Below are 13,459 nucleotides of genomic sequence, written 5' to 3'. Positions count from 1 at the left end.
CACTTTTTGTGCATTATCTAAGGCATAAATGCATAACTCAATGTATTACAAACATTTTCCTGTGGCACGAATTAATTGCAGTAGCATGTTATCAAAATCACAAATTGTCATAATTCTCATAGAAAAGTTATGGGTTTTGTTAATGGTAATGTACTAATATATTTGAAAAATATAATAAATAATATGCAACCAGGTTGGTTTTAATGAGTGAATGTTTGAATGATGTAGGTGTAGACTTGCATCAAGTATTGATTGGTATCGCTAAAGCACTGGACTCTGTTGGACTGGATGAGATTAACCATGGTCACCGCGTTGGCTATATGGCGTATTGCTGCGCAAAAAGGATGGGTTGGTCTGAAGAAATTTCTCAAGTCGCACTTGCCGTAGGATTAATTCATGATTGTGGCGTGAGCCAGCAAAGTGAAAGAAGCGAACTTTTAACGCATTTGATCAGTAGTGATAGCCATCTGCATTGTTTACGCGGGTATGAGCGCCTTATTGAGTGTAAACCATTACAAAGTTTGGCTTTGCCTGTGTTCCATCATCATACATGGTGGCAAGAACTGAGAGAGATGTCTGCGGTATCTGAACAAAACAAACAATTGGCAGCGCTCGTTTTTGTCGCCGACAGAGTTGATTACCTCTATGCTCGAATGGAGCCAGATAACTACGGCAATATCACTCCCACAGCAAAGCAAACCATCATTCAAGAACTCACTCAAAATACCCATACCTTATTTGAACCCAATACGGTTCAACATATGTGTGAGCTGGTCGATAATGATGAATTTTGGTTTGCGATGAAGCGTGAATATATTGAGGTGATGATTTCTCAGCTTGCACCGTGTCCTTTCTTTGATGCTCACCTTACATTAGAAGACACAATACAACTCGCGGAACTGTCTGTGTATAGAGACTAGAGATATGAACAATAACAAAGAATAGGGATCGGGCGGGAATTTTTGGGAATAAGTGGGATCATAATGAAGCTAAATCTAGGAATGGCGCGGGGTTTGAGATTTGTAATCTTAAACCCCGCGTTTGTTTTTGGGTGTTGTGTGTAATCTTCTCGTTTTGAACAATCCTGTTTTGAATGTTTGATTTGGTCTACTAAATTGAACATTTGAATTCTTACTTCAATCGGCGTTTAAAAGACGTTTAAACATTTAAAATTTAGTCACCGATATCTTTGGCAATATGAACCACTTGACCCACAACATCAAACTGATGCTGCTCCTCTTTAGGAATATCTAACGCACTGTAAAAAGTATTGTCACTAATCAGTCGCCAAGTGCCGAGCATACTTTGGTATCGCTTAACGAACAGCTCGTCTCCATTCCTGAAAATGTAGATGTGGCCGTCTGCTGGTTTGTCTCTGCCTAAGTGAACCACTAGCGTATCATTGTTGTGGATCGTCGGCTCCATGCTGTCGCCTTTCGCCCATACGATCGCTAAGTCAGTTTCTTTGAATCCTCTATACTTCAACCACTTACGCCTAAATGCTAAATGCCTGGTCGGTTCTAATTGTTCAGGGTTAAGCGCACCATGACCTGCTGAAACTTGAACTCTGTAGCCAGGTATTAAAGCGAATTCCTCAGTGAAGTCTCGGTATAAGTCAACACCTAGATATGGCGTCATAGGTTCAGAAACTGTTTCGGTTATAGGCTCTTCCATCAGGCTTTGCTGTGTCTTTTTATCAAAGAGGCTAATGTGGTACTCCGTCGCTTTCGTCCCTTTCCTTCTCCGCTTAAGGTGTTCTTTTCCTTCCGCAAGCTTTGCTAAACTTTCTCTTGTCCATCTAGATGAAGTTGGAAAATCTCCATGCCCTGCAACTTCAGACGCTATGAACCAAAGCATCCGTTGACCCTCGTCACAAACGGATGATTGATCCGATTTGATATCATTAGCATCCTTTTCTTTTATCTCTTTGTTTTTTATACCTTTACTCACAATAAAGCCTCATATAACAATTTGGACAAACGGATGCAAAGGAAAAAATATCATCCGTTGCTATTGACCGTTTCGTCCTTTTGATCAAATAATGTAGTTACTAAGTCGGGCAACTCGTTGGAGTAACTAACATGAATAACGAAACAGTCTCTCAGAAAAACATTCAAGAAGGAAGTGATTGGCATCGAGCAGACATTGTTGCTGCTCTTAAGAAGCGTGGTCTATCAGTTCGTCAGCTTTCTCGTGAAGCAGGTCTTGGAGAAAACACTCTTTCAAACGCATTGCGTTCACCTTGGCCTAAAGGTGAACGAATCATTGCTGAAGCGATTGGCATGAAGCCAGAAGAGCTATGGCCTAGCCGTTACCGTTCACTTCGAGCTGTAAGCTAGGAGGCTTCACTATGTGGTATACAGCAAGTGAATTAGCTGGCGTTGCGGGCCTACCAAGCACAGAGCGAAATACTCGTGAGTGTTTGAAAAAACTAGCAACAGAAAAACCAGAGTTGGCTAGAAAACGTCAAGGGACAAGAGGTATTGAATACCACGTCAACCTTTTGCCACCTGCGACTCAAACTGCTTTATACAAGCGTGAAGGCAAAATCAAACTTGGCGATCAGGTTCTTGATCTTCCAAAAGAGAAAAACTCAAAAACCTATTGTCGCGAAGCCCTTTGGGCGCGTTGGGATAAAACCAACAACGCTGCTAAAAGCAGAGCGCAAGAAGCATTGAAAGCGGTTCAGACTGTTAATGCCTTGGTTAATAACGGAACGAAAAAGCTTGATGCTTACCACTATGTGGCCGAACAGTTTGACATGTCTTTATCTACCGTTCGTCGCGCTGTTGCCAAAGTGAAAGATATTGACGTGTGTGATTGGGCTCCGGCTCTTTTGCCTAAACACTTTGAAAGCGCACAAGTTAAAAAATCGAATAAGTTTGCTCACATCACGCCGGATGCGTGGGAGTTCTTCAAGGCTGATTACCTTCGACTAGAACAACCAAGCATGACAGCTTGTTATGAGCGCCTAAAAGATGCAGCGACTATGCACGGCTGGCAGGTTCCTAGCCTCAAAAGCCTAAGCCGTCGCATCGAACATGAAGTGCCTATTCAGCAACGCGTTATGTTGCGCGAAGGGCAACACGCTTTACACCAAATGTTCCCACCGCAGGAACGTACCGTCGAAGGTTTACACGCCCTTGAATGGATCAACGGTGACGGCTACCAACACAACGTCTTTGTGCGTTGGTTTAACGGCGAGATTCTACGCCCGAAAACATGGTTCTGGGCCGACGTCTACAGCCGTAAGATCGTAGGGTGGCGCTGCGACATCAGTGAAAACACAGACAGCATTCGCTTATCACTGATGGATGTATGCGAGAAGTACGGTATTCCAAAAGAAATTACGCTCGATAACACCCGCGCAGCAGCCAATAAGTGGATGACTGGTGGCGTACCAAACCGTTACCGATTCAAAGTTAAAGAAGACGACCCACTAGGCATTATCCCCATGATGGGAATAAAGCTGCATTGGACTAGCGTCATCCTTGGTAAAGGTCATGGTCAGGCGAAGCCGATTGAGCGCGCCTTTGGCGTGGGTGGCTTGGAAGAGTATATAGACAAACATCCTCTGCTCGCAGGTGCCTACACTGGCCCTAACCCAATGGCGAAGCCAGACAACTACGGCAGCAAAGCCATAGAAGCGGAAGACTTCCTTCAAGCGATCGCCAAAGGCGTCGAGATGTACAACGCCAAGCAAGGCCGCAACACCGAAGTTTGTAAAGGCTTTATGAGTTTTAACGAAGCCTTTAATGCCAGCTACGAAGTGGCACCAATCCGCAAGGCAACACAAGAGCAACTGCACATGATGATGTTGCAAGCCGAAGCGGTTCGCGTTTCTCGCCATGGCACGGTTTCTTTGGATGCTGGCGGCAGCTTGCAAGGCCGTAAGAATCGTTACTACCACAACGACATGATGGACTACATCGGCCAGAAGCTGGTCGCCAGATTCGACCCTATGAAGCTGCATGAGGCTATCGAGATTTACACGCTGAATGGTGTGCGAATTTGTACGGCTGAATGTTTAGAGAAAGTCGGCTTTGGCGATACGCAAGCAGCACGTGAACACAAACGCAAACGCACTCAGGTTACCAAGGCAAACAAGATAGCAGCAGAATCACAAATCAGCGTAGACGCTTTGGAACTCGCCGCAATGATGAAGCCGCTTGAGGAAGAAGTGATTCCTGAAACCAAAGTTGTGGAACCGTTCCGACCTGTCGCCATCGGCAATACCGCTGCGCGTGTTCAGGTTGAGGAAGAACTCGATGAAGACTATGAAGCGAACTTTGCCTCTAGCCTTAGCTTCCTCGTGGAACAGCGTAATAAAAACAAGCTTTAAACCCTTTTTAAACCACCCAAAAACGGAGACTAACCATGACCAACGTCGTTGAAATTGGCAAGCAAGAAGCCCAACAAACTGACGTTCTGATGCGTGTTCGTGCGCTAACAGAATCTAAGACGGTTCCTGCTTCAAAAATCGCTAAGGAAATCAGCGTTTCCCCTGCGACCTTAAGCCAAGTGCTGAATGGCACATATGGTGCCGACCCATCGAAGATGATTCAAAAGCTTGAGAACTGGCTTAACTACCGCGAAGAGAAAGCTTCAGCCCCAAGTGTTAACCCTGGCTTTGTCATGACGCAAACCGCGCAGTTGATTACTAACGATCTGACTTACGCACAAGTCACCGAATCTATCAGTGTTATCTATGGCGCGTCTGGTGTCGGTAAATCTGAAACCTTGCGTGAATACCAAAAGAACAACAACAACGTTTGGATGATTACCGCAAGCCCAAGTCGTTCAAGCCTGACTGAGTGCCTGTATGAACTCGCACTGGAACTAGGTCTTGATGATGCCCCGCGTCGCAAAGGAATGTTGGCTCGCGTTATCCGCCAACGCCTAATTGGCAGTGAAGGTTTGGTGATTATTGATGAAGCCGATCACCTTGATTACCCAACGCTAGAAGAGCTGCGCATTCTGCAAGAAGAGACCAGCATTGGCATGATGTTGACGGGGAACAATAAGGTCTACACGCAGCTGACAGGTGGCCGCAGAAACGAAGACTTTGCACGTTTGTTCTCACGTATCGCCAAGAAGCGCGGTATTCACAAAATCAAGCAAGCAGATGTTCACGCCATTGCAGAGGCATGGAACGTCCAAGGCTCAACAGAGCGCAGCCTAATGCTGCAAATCAGTGAGCGCCCTGGTGGCCTTCGAATTCTGAGTAAAACCCTAAAGCTGGCAACCATGTTTGCTAATGGAAAAAGCATTACTGAGCAAGTGCTGCGCAAAGCGTTTGCTGAACTAGAAACCAACGAGTGAGGTGTGTGATGGGAATTGGAGAGACTGCAAATTTCTCATTTGTTCACAGCAATATGAACTTCAAATATCCAGAGAAGCTGAAGAAACATCTTCTTACTGAAGCATTAGTTTCAACAATGAATGAAATGTCTGCTCAGGACGAAAAATGGGGAGCGGATCGCGAGCTGTCACCGTTCATGTGGAATGCCATTTTGGTTGAAGAAGTTGGAGAGGTATCAAAAGCCATTCTCGAAAAGGAAGGTTTGCGTGAAGAGCTTGTTCAAGTAGCCGCAGTGGCGCTGCAATGGATAGAAAACATCGACCGAAATCGAGGGACAGGAAGATGATGACCTCAACCGAAAAACGCCGCGCATTCAATAACGCGTTCGAACGCCTACGCCGAGAAGGTTCCGTGATTGTTAGCTGTAAACGCAAGGGTTTAGCTGTTCCGGTATTCACCATTGAAATGCCGCCAACGTGGTTATTGCCAAAAGCGATCCAAATGCGCCAAAGAATCAACGGCCAAATGCAAGAGATCGCCGTCGCTCGACTAAGTGGCTGTGTGGTTCGTTGGGTAACCAACCAACTGCCACAGGCTTACCAAATTACTCAACACCTAAACCAATACGCGCCAGAGTCCATCGCTCACTGGCCTGCGAATTTATAAGGAGCCAACAATGGCAAAGCTAACCAAAGGTGAAATCCAAGGCATTCGACTCATCGCTGATGTGTTTGTTCTTAACGACTTGCTGAAAAACTTTTTCGCAAAGGATGAGGACATGAAAGACCACGTTGAAGGGTTAAACGAGTCGGTAAAAAAGGCATGCCCTAAATTCGAGCTCGCTCAGCAAGAGCTTCAAAAACAAATCAAAGAAGTCCGCAAAGTCTGGTTTCAAGAACTAGCAAATAAATAGGAAATGAACATGACTAACCAAGCCCAACCACAAGACGGTTTCCGCTTTAACGCACAAGGTCACCAAGTGCCTGTTAGCCAAATCAAAGACATTGACCTGCTGCGCGATGATGTCGTTAAGCAGATTGTTGATTCTGCCAAAGTGCTTCAAGCGGAAATGGCAACATTCAAAACTAAAGCAATGAGCCAAGTCGCTGACTTTGTCGACCTTAGCGCTCAAGAGTTTGATGTGAAATACGGCGGTACCAAAGGCAACGTGACCCTGCTTTCATTCGATGGCAAATACAAAGTGCAACGCAGCATTGGTGAACACCGTGTATTTGATGAACGCATCCAAGCGGCCAAGGCCAAGATTGACGGCTGCATCAAGCGCTGGTCTGAAGGTTCCAGCGACCAAATCAAAGCACTGGTTGACCTAGCTTTCCGTGTCGACAAGCAAGGCAACATCGACGTAAACCAGGTTCTTTCCCTGCGCCAGCTCAATATCGATGACCCAGATTGGATCGAGGCCATGGATGCAATTGCAGATTCCATCAAGGTCGTCGGGAAAACACCATACCTGCGCGTGTACGAACGCCAAGGCGACGGCCAGTACAAACAGGTAGCACTCGACATCGCCAAGCTATAGCGAGGTGGTAGATGGAGATACCAACCCGATACGGAACTATTCGCGTCACCCTCCACGCACAAGAGCGATGGAAGCAGCGAACGGGGCTGAATGATTGGGACTTGATTGGGGCGGTGCTGAAAGCTCGCCGCCCAACTAAAAATCAATTACGCCGAATCATGAAGCGAGAAGCAGGCTGGCAACCTAAGCGAATACTGGAATGTAAGCAAGCCTACTTCCTATTGAGGAACAACCACATTGTCACTGTGTATGACAAACGAGAGGTTCAACATGGCTGAGTCAAATTTCTATATGGATGCTGCAACCAAAGCGGCAAAAGCCGAGCGCGAAGGGCGTTATTCGTTCGCAGCTCTGCTTTGGGATTCTGCTTCTTATTCAGCACTAAGCAAAGTCAATCGTCACTACGCCCAAAACCGCGTTGAGTACTGCCAAAAACAACATGAGGAAACGTCTCATGCATAACGAATTACAACGCTCTTTCACCACGCCTCACAGCTACAGAACGTTAGAGCGCGAAATTGAAATGGCAGAAGCACTGATTGAGCGCGATGGCACAGCCTTTCCTGATTCAACGTTTGAGGATGGCTATGTAGCAGCGCTGAGATTAGTGCTTGGTCAGCAAGGCTCTAACGTTCGCGAAGAGTATGAGGATCTACAAGATGAGCTCAACCACGAAAGCCAAGCGGCCTTGCAAACTAATTAAACACATCATGGTTCATCGACGCTGCGACCAACAAGAAGCAGAGGCATGGGCCGACAAACACTGCGGGGACTGGCGAAACACGCCACTCCCCAGAGCAAAACGAATCGAATCAATATCGAGTAACGAAAAGGAATGGGACTGATGAGTAATCCAAAAGTTCACGATCTTAAAATCACGCCAGATTATTTCGAGCAACAGTATCACGGCGTTAAGCGCTTTGAGCTGCGCCATAATGATCGCGATTACCAAGTGGGTGACATCCTGAATCTTAGTGAATGGGACGGACAAAGCTTCACAGGTAGAAGCATCACAGTTGAGGTTACTTGCATGCTCACCGCCGAGCAATTTGATGGCATCCTCGATCCAATGTTTGTCATCCTTGGCACAAGTGAAGAACTTGAGGTGGTGCTATGAAACTGACCCGCTGCCCTGTGTGCCATACCAACCTACATTTGGATGCACTCATTCAAGACCAAGCTGGTAAAGAACTGCTCGCTGATGTTTCAAACATGCCGGATTTTGTCGCGCGGCCGCTGCTGTCTTACCTCAGCCTATTTCGCCCTGCTAAGTCCGATTTATCGAACAGCCGAGCGCTGCGCCTGATGCGTGAAGTGACGGATGAGTACCGAGTCGATCACCTGCTTGCCACAGCGTTAATTGAATGCGTGCAAAAGCTTCGCGAGAAGCGTACGCAGTTTAACGACACGAAACCCATGGCAAACCACAACTACCTAAAGCAGGTGTACAAGACGCTGGCGGTTCGCAACAACGTGCAGATAAGCGAGCACAAACACAAAGACGACCCAGCCGAAGTAACCACCAAACCAGACAACAGCGCTTGGTACATCGAGCAAGCAGAGCGAATGCTCAACATTGGCCAAGACCCACTTGGCGAGAAAAGCTCGATAGCAAACAAGCTGCGTGAAATGAATTGGAGTCCAAGCAAGTAAGCGAAACAAGCAAGGTTCGCCTTGCTTGTCTGCCTAGCGTGGCGGCTAGGTACTGATGAGCAGCCAAAAAAATGGAGGGTTAAATTATGTTTGGTGAATACACGCCACTAATGAAGCCTAAGTTATTACAACGCCGCTTAGCCAGTGGCAAGGCACAAATTGACCCAATATTGGGGTTAGAAAAGTACTGCGCGCGCTGTCGTGAGTACTGGCCGCAAGACACCTTGTTCTGGACGCCAATGCGCACCAGACCAGATGGCCTACAAGACTGGTGCAAATGCTGCCAGCTTGAAGTGAGAAATGCAGCCAACCGTGCTAAAGCGCTAGCAAAGAAAGCGGCTTAGGAGGATTTATGAAAAATGTGATGAGTGAATTAGAGAATAACGTAAAAGCCAGCGCTGTAATGAACTTTGTCGAGACAATTCGAGGAGCGTACGGGGCAGGATTTATCGATAACAATCCAACGGTATACGACATCTACCGTTCGGCGCAAAATCACGTCAAAGACAATTACGGCATTGATACTGAAAATTGGGATGATGAGCTAGCAAAAGAAAGTAGAGCTGCGGGTGAGTTGGAGCGACTGCGCAAAGAGTTGGTAAAAATCGACCCGAAGCTCTTAGATGTTGAGGGCAGTATTGTTGAGGCATTTGAATCTGCGCAAGAATCAGGATGTCGCATAGAAGAATGCATTCATGATGCAATCGAGGAATATGGAAAAGCTGTTTTATCAAAGCTAAACAGTAAGGAGCAGTAAATGTCTAACTTACTTAAACTCATCCAAATCGGTAAGCGCGAACTGGCGCTTGATGATGACATGTACCGCGATATGCTAGAGCAAACTGTTGGCGTTCGCAGTGCTAAAAACCTTAGCCAGTGGCAACTTTCCAAGGTGCTCGATCACATGAAAGGCTTAGGCTTTAAACCAAAGCCAAGCAGCCAACCAAAACCGCGCGCACAAGAAGTGAGCAAGATTAAAGCGATTTGGATCACCATGCACAAACAAGGCTTTGTTCGTAATGGTAATGACGCCGCCATTGATGCTTACGTTCGACGAATGACAACAAGCATGAATGGCCGTGGCGTTGAGCGTGCGAACTGGCTTAAGTCTCACCAAGCGGCTGAGGTGTTAGAGTCTTTAAAGAAATGGCATTACCGCCTAATGTCTGAGGTGATTATTTCTAAGGAAGGTCGCATTCCAACAAACGATCGCGGAACAGACCACGCAGGCTATGATAAGTTAGCGGCATACTATAAGGAGAATTATTGTGGCTAAGTTGATTAAGGCTAACTGTACTGTGTTCATTGATGGTAAGGAACTTCCAGGGTTCAAACCACTTTATGAAATGTATGGCTTTAAAACCAATGAGGATTATGAAAACTTCCTTGTGTTAAAGGTCAGAGAAAAAGAACAGTACATCTATACCGAGTTGCGTGAGCGTGTTGGAGGAATGAGGCTATCTCTTGACGAATCGCACGATTCGATTACGCCATCACATTTAACACATCTTCTTGTAGCAATAACTCATGAATGGACAGTGAGCCAAAGAGAAAAATATCAGCAAACAAAACACGCTAGGTTGTTTGATGAAGGTGGACTTCTGTCCGATAGCCCAGAAATAGATTACATTCTAAAAATGGGATTTGATGATAATACGGATGAAAACGACTAAGGAACAAACCGTGAATAAACTAAAATTACTTTTAATGTCAGTGGCTTTGATGTCTTTTAATGTTGTTGCTGAAGACAAATTCGGCAATTGGTCATTTGATCAAGATTTCAACGCTTACACATCGACTGAAATTGTTCATAAAAAAATGACAGGCATGTTGAAAATTGGTTCGGACAAAACTCTAAAGTTTGGCATGTTTCTGCCTTATGATCAGTGTTATGTTTCAGAGGGATATTCAGAGCCGCTAGGTAAAATACTTGTGCTTGGTCAGTACCAAGACTTCCGCTTGCAATGTATTGGTGAATCTCAAGCAGTGGTTTTTGCTAATGAAATAAACGTTTCTGACGCAATCATTCGGAGCATGGTTAAAGATGGGAACATTTGCCTAACGATAGAGGAAAACAAATTTTGCTTTAGTGGCAATGGTGTTAAAGAACTAAAATCATTTGCAGCAAAATCCTAAACCCATCACAAGCCACCGCACCCTGTTGTATAGTGAAAACGCCTCCCAAATGGGAGGTGTTTTTGTATTTGGAGGATGCGATGAGACAGCAAGAAGAAAACCTAGACATGTTCGGAATGGAAGGCTTAAGCCTTGATGATGTGGATTCATTACTTGATGAGGAAGAGTCAGAACGTTGGCCTGAAGCCGTGCGCCAAATGTATGATCTGTTCCGTTATGAGTTACAAAAAGCTGGCGTTGATGAGTCAATTGCTATTAATCTTATCTCTGCCACTTGCCAAACCTTCGGTGGTATGCAATTTTATTTAGGCCGTGGCAAGGCGCTTGAGCGCCACTTGCGGGATTTGAAAATCTGGCACGAGTTCGATGGCAAGAACGTGCAAGAGCTTATCCAAAAATATGGGGCGTCTTATTCTCAGGTTTATCGAGTGCTTGCCAAAATGCGCAAACGCGAAGTGAAGAAACGCCAACCTGACCTATTCCAATTTCCCGATACTAACTAGTAGTTCCCGCTGCGACTCACCATAAACCTCACTCTCTAAGCACAATCAATTTATCGTTATTACGCAATTGGTTGTGCTTTTATGCTTTCAGATACTCCCCTAAATAACTGGCCTTTCAACACAGAAGGTTACTCTGAAGAGTTCTGTCATTCAGTGCTCTTTATCCTCACTGTTGAAGGTGGCCTTCGTGATGATGGCGGCTATGTAAACGACCCTGCTGACACAGGCGGCGAAACAAAGTTCGGCATTAGCAAACGAGCTTACCCAGACGTAGACATCAAAAACCTAACGATCGATGATGCGGTAGCCATCTACTACAAAGACTATTGGCTAAAGGCCAAGTGTGAAGAATGGGCTGGCCCTATCTCTCTTATTCAGTTTGACTCAGCCGTTCAGCACGGGCCAATCAAAGCAATCAAACTTCTTCAAGAAATCTCTGGCGTTCATGATGACGGCATCGTTGGCCCCGCCACTCGGAAGGCCGTTCAATCTCACGATGTGGAATACCTGTCTTCACGCTACCTGTTACGCCGTGGCCGTTACTACGCCCGCATCCTTAAGAAAAACCCAAGCCAAGGCCGCTTTATTGAAGGTTGGTATAACCGCCTTGTGCATGTCATGAATGCGGCTTGGGAGCTTCAGTAATGACTCAGCGCAGACTGTACAACTGGGAATATGCCCAAAAGCGAGGCCGCGAGAAGCGCCTCGAAGCGGAGCTAAACGCTTATAAAACAGGCTCCCCTGTACCGTCTGCCCCTCCACTTTTTAGCCACGATGCCACGTTGCAAAAGTACTTCAACATGGCATGGCAACGTGTTACCCAAAATGAAATTGAGCGTCATTTAGGCTTAGCCAAAACGCCACAGGGAACCGACCTTATTTCTAAAATCAGGAGTTTAAAACAATGTCACTTCTCTCAATCGCCGCGTTAGCGCTGAAGGTTGGCCCTGCGGCTATTCGCGGTATCTCAAGTTTGTTTGGTGGTAGCGATACTGCCGACAAATTGGCTGATGCGGTTCAAGAAGTTGATGCCGTTCTTGGCATGAGCAAAGAGCAAAAGGAGCTGGCTGTTACGCGCAAGCTTCAAGAGCTGTCGCCTGAGTCAATGGTCGAGCTGGAACGCATCAAGCTTGAAATGGAAAAAGAACTGACCCGCCGCATGGAGTTGGATCTAGGTGATAAACAAGCCGAGCACCACGAAACACAAACCACCATTCGTGCCGGTGATATGGCGCAAGATGAATACGTCCGACGGACACGACCAAAGCAAGCGCGTCAAAGCTTCTGGGCTGGCACCTTATATATCTTTTTAATGACGGCAGCTAAGGTTTTCGGCTTTTCGGAAACAGGGCCGGACGTCACCATCACACTAACTTTGTATGCCCTGTCGTACTCTTACCACGGTTTACGTACTCTGGATGGTTTTGCTCCTTATTCAAAGTCGAGTGGCGACAAAGTCATGGGTGTTATCGGCAATGTGATCAAGGGGCGTAAATGACCGACCAATTCGATAAGGCGCAGGAACTAGAGCAACTGTTCCGCGATAAAGCCATTAACCATCAACTAACTCAATGCTGCATAGAACAGCCAGATGAAGACGAAGACGGGAACCGATACTGCTTAAGCTGTGGTTCGGTAATCTCGCTAGAAAGAATTGAGGTGCAACCCAATGCGGTGCGCTGCGTCAGTTGTCAGTCTAGGAAGGAGCCCTAATGGAATACGAATGGGTAAAGACATGGTGGCCTATCGTGTGGGCTGGCGTTTTAACAGTGGTTCAAGTGATTCAGATCTTGCTATCCAAAACCTACGCCAGACGCGAAGAGGTGCAGGAAGTGAGGCGAGAAATGGACGAGCTAAAAGCGCAAGTTGATGCACTGCCAACGCGAGATGAGATCACGAAACTCACTCTTGAACTTTCAGAAGCGCGCGGAGAAATGAAAGAACTGCGCGCTCAAATACAACCTGTTGAGCACCTCGCTCAACTGCTTTTAGAGCAACGTTTAAATGATGATAGATAGAGGTTCACATGTCCTTTAAAGAAGTATTAAAAGAAGACCAGCGTCTTGTGATCTTGCGTTCATTGCACGAAATGGACGGCTTTGAGGCTAACGAGTCTATTTTAGATTCGTGCCTTGATGCTTACGGCCACAAGATTAGCCGCGACGCAGTTCGCACTCATCTCGCCTGGTTAGAAGAACAAAGCCTTGTCACACTGCGTGAAGTCGCCGATTGCCAAATTGCCACCCTAACAGGCCGTGGTGAAGATGTGGCAACAGGTCAAGCGCGTGTACCTGGTGTTAAACGCCCACGAGCAAAGTAAAGGGG

26 protein-coding genes and 1 other RNA gene are annotated in these 13,459 nt (G+C 46.3%); 26 read left to right on the top strand and 1 reads right to left on the bottom strand.

Going from position 1 to position 13,459, the window contains the following annotated elements:
- Positions 1-203: 203 nt before the first annotated feature.
- Positions 204-920 carry an HD domain-containing protein gene (locus tag ACQEXU_RS10985; protein WP_427010845.1) on the top strand — a complete coding sequence of 239 codons (717 nt, stop codon included), beginning with the start codon at positions 204-206 and terminating at the stop codon, positions 918-920.
- A 253-nt stretch (positions 921-1,173) separates the two neighbouring features.
- Here the strand turns inward: ACQEXU_RS10985 and ACQEXU_RS10980 are convergent, their stop codons facing one another.
- On the bottom strand, positions 1,174-1,950 hold the full coding sequence (locus ACQEXU_RS10980; protein WP_427010844.1) for a S24 family peptidase: 777 nt from the start codon (positions 1,948-1,950) through the stop codon (positions 1,174-1,176).
- Between the two features lie 131 nt (positions 1,951-2,081).
- On the opposite strand from ACQEXU_RS10980, the gene ACQEXU_RS10975 reads away from it, so the two are divergent.
- The 25 genes from ACQEXU_RS10975 to ACQEXU_RS10855 all read left to right on the top strand — a co-directional run bounded on the left by ACQEXU_RS10975 (position 2,082) and on the right by ACQEXU_RS10855 (position 13,454).
- Entirely contained in the window at positions 2,082-2,339 is a 258-nt protein-coding gene (locus tag ACQEXU_RS10975) for a helix-turn-helix domain-containing protein (RefSeq protein WP_427010843.1), read from the top strand.
- 11 nt (positions 2,340-2,350) lie between these two features.
- Complete coding sequence (locus ACQEXU_RS10970) at positions 2,351-4,342, top strand: transposase domain-containing protein (RefSeq protein WP_427010842.1); 1,992 nt, start codon at positions 2,351-2,353, stop codon at positions 4,340-4,342.
- A 35-nt stretch (positions 4,343-4,377) separates the two neighbouring features.
- Positions 4,378-5,322, top strand: coding sequence for an AAA family ATPase (locus ACQEXU_RS10965; protein ID WP_427010841.1), 945 nt, complete (start codon positions 4,378-4,380; stop codon positions 5,320-5,322).
- A gap of 8 nt (positions 5,323-5,330) precedes the next feature.
- Positions 5,331-5,648 carry a MazG-like family protein gene (locus ACQEXU_RS10960; RefSeq protein ID WP_427010840.1) on the top strand — a complete coding sequence of 106 codons (318 nt, stop codon included), beginning with the start codon at positions 5,331-5,333 and terminating at the stop codon, positions 5,646-5,648.
- The gene (locus ACQEXU_RS10955) at positions 5,645-5,968 is read left to right on the top strand and encodes a hypothetical protein (protein WP_427010839.1); all 324 of its coding nucleotides are present in this window, start codon (positions 5,645-5,647) and stop codon (positions 5,966-5,968) included. The genes ACQEXU_RS10960 and ACQEXU_RS10955 overlap by 4 nt, the downstream gene beginning before the upstream one ends.
- A gap of 10 nt (positions 5,969-5,978) precedes the next feature.
- A complete protein-coding gene (locus ACQEXU_RS10950; protein ID WP_427010838.1) occupies positions 5,979-6,215 on the top strand; it encodes a hypothetical protein in 237 nt (78 codons plus the stop codon).
- A 9-nt stretch (positions 6,216-6,224) separates the two neighbouring features.
- A complete protein-coding gene (locus ACQEXU_RS10945; RefSeq protein WP_427010837.1) occupies positions 6,225-6,842 on the top strand; it encodes a DUF3164 family protein in 618 nt (205 codons plus the stop codon).
- An 11-nt stretch (positions 6,843-6,853) separates the two neighbouring features.
- Positions 6,854-7,120, top strand: coding sequence for a hypothetical protein (locus ACQEXU_RS10940; RefSeq protein ID WP_427010836.1), 267 nt, complete (start codon positions 6,854-6,856; stop codon positions 7,118-7,120).
- Positions 7,113-7,304 (top strand): ANR family transcriptional regulator, encoded by a 192-nt coding sequence (locus ACQEXU_RS10935; RefSeq protein WP_427010835.1) that lies wholly within the window; start codon positions 7,113-7,115, stop codon positions 7,302-7,304. Before ACQEXU_RS10940 ends, ACQEXU_RS10935 begins: the two co-directional genes overlap by 8 nt.
- Positions 7,297-7,545: a hypothetical protein gene (locus tag ACQEXU_RS10930; protein ID WP_427010834.1), complete on the top strand. Its 249-nt coding sequence runs from the start codon at positions 7,297-7,299 to the stop codon at positions 7,543-7,545. Before ACQEXU_RS10935 ends, ACQEXU_RS10930 begins: the two co-directional genes overlap by 8 nt.
- A 141-nt stretch (positions 7,546-7,686) precedes the next feature.
- Entirely contained in the window at positions 7,687-7,959 is a 273-nt protein-coding gene (locus ACQEXU_RS10925) for a DUF3850 domain-containing protein (protein WP_427010833.1), read from the top strand.
- Positions 7,956-8,495 carry a hypothetical protein gene (locus ACQEXU_RS10920; RefSeq protein ID WP_427010832.1) on the top strand — a complete coding sequence of 180 codons (540 nt, stop codon included), beginning with the start codon at positions 7,956-7,958 and terminating at the stop codon, positions 8,493-8,495. Before ACQEXU_RS10925 ends, ACQEXU_RS10920 begins: the two co-directional genes overlap by 4 nt.
- Positions 8,494-8,564, top strand: an RNA gene (locus ACQEXU_RS10915) — hammerhead ribozyme type II. The genes ACQEXU_RS10920 and ACQEXU_RS10915 overlap by 2 nt, the downstream gene beginning before the upstream one ends.
- A 17-nt stretch (positions 8,565-8,581) precedes the next feature.
- Positions 8,582-8,839: a hypothetical protein gene (locus ACQEXU_RS10910; protein ID WP_427010831.1), complete on the top strand. Its 258-nt coding sequence runs from the start codon at positions 8,582-8,584 to the stop codon at positions 8,837-8,839.
- A gap of 8 nt (positions 8,840-8,847) precedes the next feature.
- Positions 8,848-9,252, top strand: coding sequence for a hypothetical protein (locus ACQEXU_RS10905; RefSeq protein WP_427010830.1), 405 nt, complete (start codon positions 8,848-8,850; stop codon positions 9,250-9,252).
- Complete coding sequence (locus ACQEXU_RS10900; RefSeq protein ID WP_427010829.1) at positions 9,253-9,771, top strand: gp16 family protein; 519 nt, start codon at positions 9,253-9,255, stop codon at positions 9,769-9,771.
- Positions 9,764-10,168, top strand: a complete 405-nt coding sequence (locus tag ACQEXU_RS10895; protein ID WP_427010828.1) for a hypothetical protein — start codon at positions 9,764-9,766, stop codon at positions 10,166-10,168. Before ACQEXU_RS10900 ends, ACQEXU_RS10895 begins: the two co-directional genes overlap by 8 nt.
- A 10-nt stretch (positions 10,169-10,178) precedes the next feature.
- Positions 10,179-10,631 (top strand): hypothetical protein, encoded by a 453-nt coding sequence (locus ACQEXU_RS10890; protein WP_427010827.1) that lies wholly within the window; start codon positions 10,179-10,181, stop codon positions 10,629-10,631.
- Between the two features lie 80 nt (positions 10,632-10,711).
- Complete coding sequence (locus ACQEXU_RS10885) at positions 10,712-11,134, top strand: Mor transcription activator family protein (protein ID WP_427010826.1); 423 nt, start codon at positions 10,712-10,714, stop codon at positions 11,132-11,134.
- Positions 11,135-11,215: 81 nt separating this feature from the next.
- On the top strand, positions 11,216-11,779 hold the full coding sequence (locus ACQEXU_RS10880) for a glycoside hydrolase family 108 protein (RefSeq protein ID WP_427010825.1): 564 nt from the start codon (positions 11,216-11,218) through the stop codon (positions 11,777-11,779).
- Positions 11,779-12,066: a hypothetical protein gene (locus ACQEXU_RS10875; protein WP_427010824.1), complete on the top strand. Its 288-nt coding sequence runs from the start codon at positions 11,779-11,781 to the stop codon at positions 12,064-12,066. The genes ACQEXU_RS10880 and ACQEXU_RS10875 overlap by 1 nt, the downstream gene beginning before the upstream one ends.
- Positions 12,039-12,632: a hypothetical protein gene (locus tag ACQEXU_RS10870; protein WP_427010823.1), complete on the top strand. Its 594-nt coding sequence runs from the start codon at positions 12,039-12,041 to the stop codon at positions 12,630-12,632. Before ACQEXU_RS10875 ends, ACQEXU_RS10870 begins: the two co-directional genes overlap by 28 nt.
- Complete coding sequence (locus ACQEXU_RS10865) at positions 12,629-12,847, top strand: TraR/DksA C4-type zinc finger protein (protein WP_427010822.1); 219 nt, start codon at positions 12,629-12,631, stop codon at positions 12,845-12,847. Before ACQEXU_RS10870 ends, ACQEXU_RS10865 begins: the two co-directional genes overlap by 4 nt.
- Positions 12,847-13,152, top strand: a complete 306-nt coding sequence (locus ACQEXU_RS10860) for a DUF2730 family protein (protein ID WP_427010821.1) — start codon at positions 12,847-12,849, stop codon at positions 13,150-13,152. Before ACQEXU_RS10865 ends, ACQEXU_RS10860 begins: the two co-directional genes overlap by 1 nt.
- Before the next feature lie 8 nt (positions 13,153-13,160).
- Positions 13,161-13,454 carry a winged-helix domain-containing protein gene (locus ACQEXU_RS10855; protein WP_427010820.1) on the top strand — a complete coding sequence of 98 codons (294 nt, stop codon included), beginning with the start codon at positions 13,161-13,163 and terminating at the stop codon, positions 13,452-13,454.
- The last annotated feature ends 5 nt before the right edge of the window (positions 13,455-13,459 follow it).

It is taken from the genome of Vibrio sp. TRT 21S02 (genome assembly GCF_050113675.1).
In the GTDB taxonomy this organism is placed as follows: Bacteria; Pseudomonadota; Gammaproteobacteria; order Enterobacterales; family Vibrionaceae; genus Vibrio.
The sequence above is the reverse complement of the archived record's forward strand: the minus strand, read 5'-3'. Positions and strand labels throughout refer to the sequence as shown.

Excerpts from the sequence above, each read along its gene's own strand:
- ACQEXU_RS10875 (WP_427010824.1), top strand. The coding sequence starts at position 11,779 with ATGACTCAGCGCAGACTGTACAACTGGGAATATGCCCAAAAGCGAGGC.
- ACQEXU_RS10920 (WP_427010832.1), top strand. The coding sequence starts at position 7,956 with ATGAAACTGACCCGCTGCCCTGTGTGCCATACCAACCTACATTTGGAT.
- ACQEXU_RS10855 (WP_427010820.1), top strand. The coding sequence starts at position 13,161 with ATGTCCTTTAAAGAAGTATTAAAAGAAGACCAGCGTCTTGTGATCTTG.
- ACQEXU_RS10930 (WP_427010834.1), top strand. The coding sequence starts at position 7,297 with ATGCATAACGAATTACAACGCTCTTTCACCACGCCTCACAGCTACAGA.
- ACQEXU_RS10865 (WP_427010822.1), top strand. The coding sequence starts at position 12,629 with ATGACCGACCAATTCGATAAGGCGCAGGAACTAGAGCAACTGTTCCGC.
- ACQEXU_RS10880 (WP_427010825.1), top strand. The coding sequence starts at position 11,216 with ATGCTTTCAGATACTCCCCTAAATAACTGGCCTTTCAACACAGAAGGT.
- ACQEXU_RS10900 (WP_427010829.1), top strand. The coding sequence starts at position 9,253 with ATGTCTAACTTACTTAAACTCATCCAAATCGGTAAGCGCGAACTGGCG.
- ACQEXU_RS10925 (WP_427010833.1), top strand. The coding sequence starts at position 7,687 with ATGAGTAATCCAAAAGTTCACGATCTTAAAATCACGCCAGATTATTTC.
- ACQEXU_RS10985 (WP_427010845.1), top strand. The coding sequence starts at position 204 with ATGAGTGAATGTTTGAATGATGTAGGTGTAGACTTGCATCAAGTATTG.
- ACQEXU_RS10965 (WP_427010841.1), top strand. The coding sequence starts at position 4,378 with ATGACCAACGTCGTTGAAATTGGCAAGCAAGAAGCCCAACAAACTGAC.
- ACQEXU_RS10940 (WP_427010836.1), top strand. The coding sequence starts at position 6,854 with ATGGAGATACCAACCCGATACGGAACTATTCGCGTCACCCTCCACGCA.
- ACQEXU_RS10950 (WP_427010838.1), top strand. The coding sequence starts at position 5,979 with ATGGCAAAGCTAACCAAAGGTGAAATCCAAGGCATTCGACTCATCGCT.
- ACQEXU_RS10960 (WP_427010840.1), top strand. The coding sequence starts at position 5,331 with ATGGGAATTGGAGAGACTGCAAATTTCTCATTTGTTCACAGCAATATG.
- ACQEXU_RS10955 (WP_427010839.1), top strand. The coding sequence starts at position 5,645 with ATGATGACCTCAACCGAAAAACGCCGCGCATTCAATAACGCGTTCGAA.
- ACQEXU_RS10945 (WP_427010837.1), top strand. The coding sequence starts at position 6,225 with ATGACTAACCAAGCCCAACCACAAGACGGTTTCCGCTTTAACGCACAA.
- ACQEXU_RS10885 (WP_427010826.1), top strand. The coding sequence starts at position 10,712 with ATGAGACAGCAAGAAGAAAACCTAGACATGTTCGGAATGGAAGGCTTA.
- ACQEXU_RS10970 (WP_427010842.1), top strand. The coding sequence starts at position 2,351 with ATGTGGTATACAGCAAGTGAATTAGCTGGCGTTGCGGGCCTACCAAGC.
- ACQEXU_RS10975 (WP_427010843.1), top strand. The coding sequence starts at position 2,082 with ATGAATAACGAAACAGTCTCTCAGAAAAACATTCAAGAAGGAAGTGAT.
- ACQEXU_RS10935 (WP_427010835.1), top strand. The coding sequence starts at position 7,113 with ATGGCTGAGTCAAATTTCTATATGGATGCTGCAACCAAAGCGGCAAAA.
- ACQEXU_RS10860 (WP_427010821.1), top strand. The coding sequence starts at position 12,847 with ATGGAATACGAATGGGTAAAGACATGGTGGCCTATCGTGTGGGCTGGC.
- ACQEXU_RS10870 (WP_427010823.1), top strand. The coding sequence starts at position 12,039 with ATGTCACTTCTCTCAATCGCCGCGTTAGCGCTGAAGGTTGGCCCTGCG.
- ACQEXU_RS10910 (WP_427010831.1), top strand. The coding sequence starts at position 8,582 with ATGTTTGGTGAATACACGCCACTAATGAAGCCTAAGTTATTACAACGC.
- ACQEXU_RS10905 (WP_427010830.1), top strand. The coding sequence starts at position 8,848 with ATGAAAAATGTGATGAGTGAATTAGAGAATAACGTAAAAGCCAGCGCT.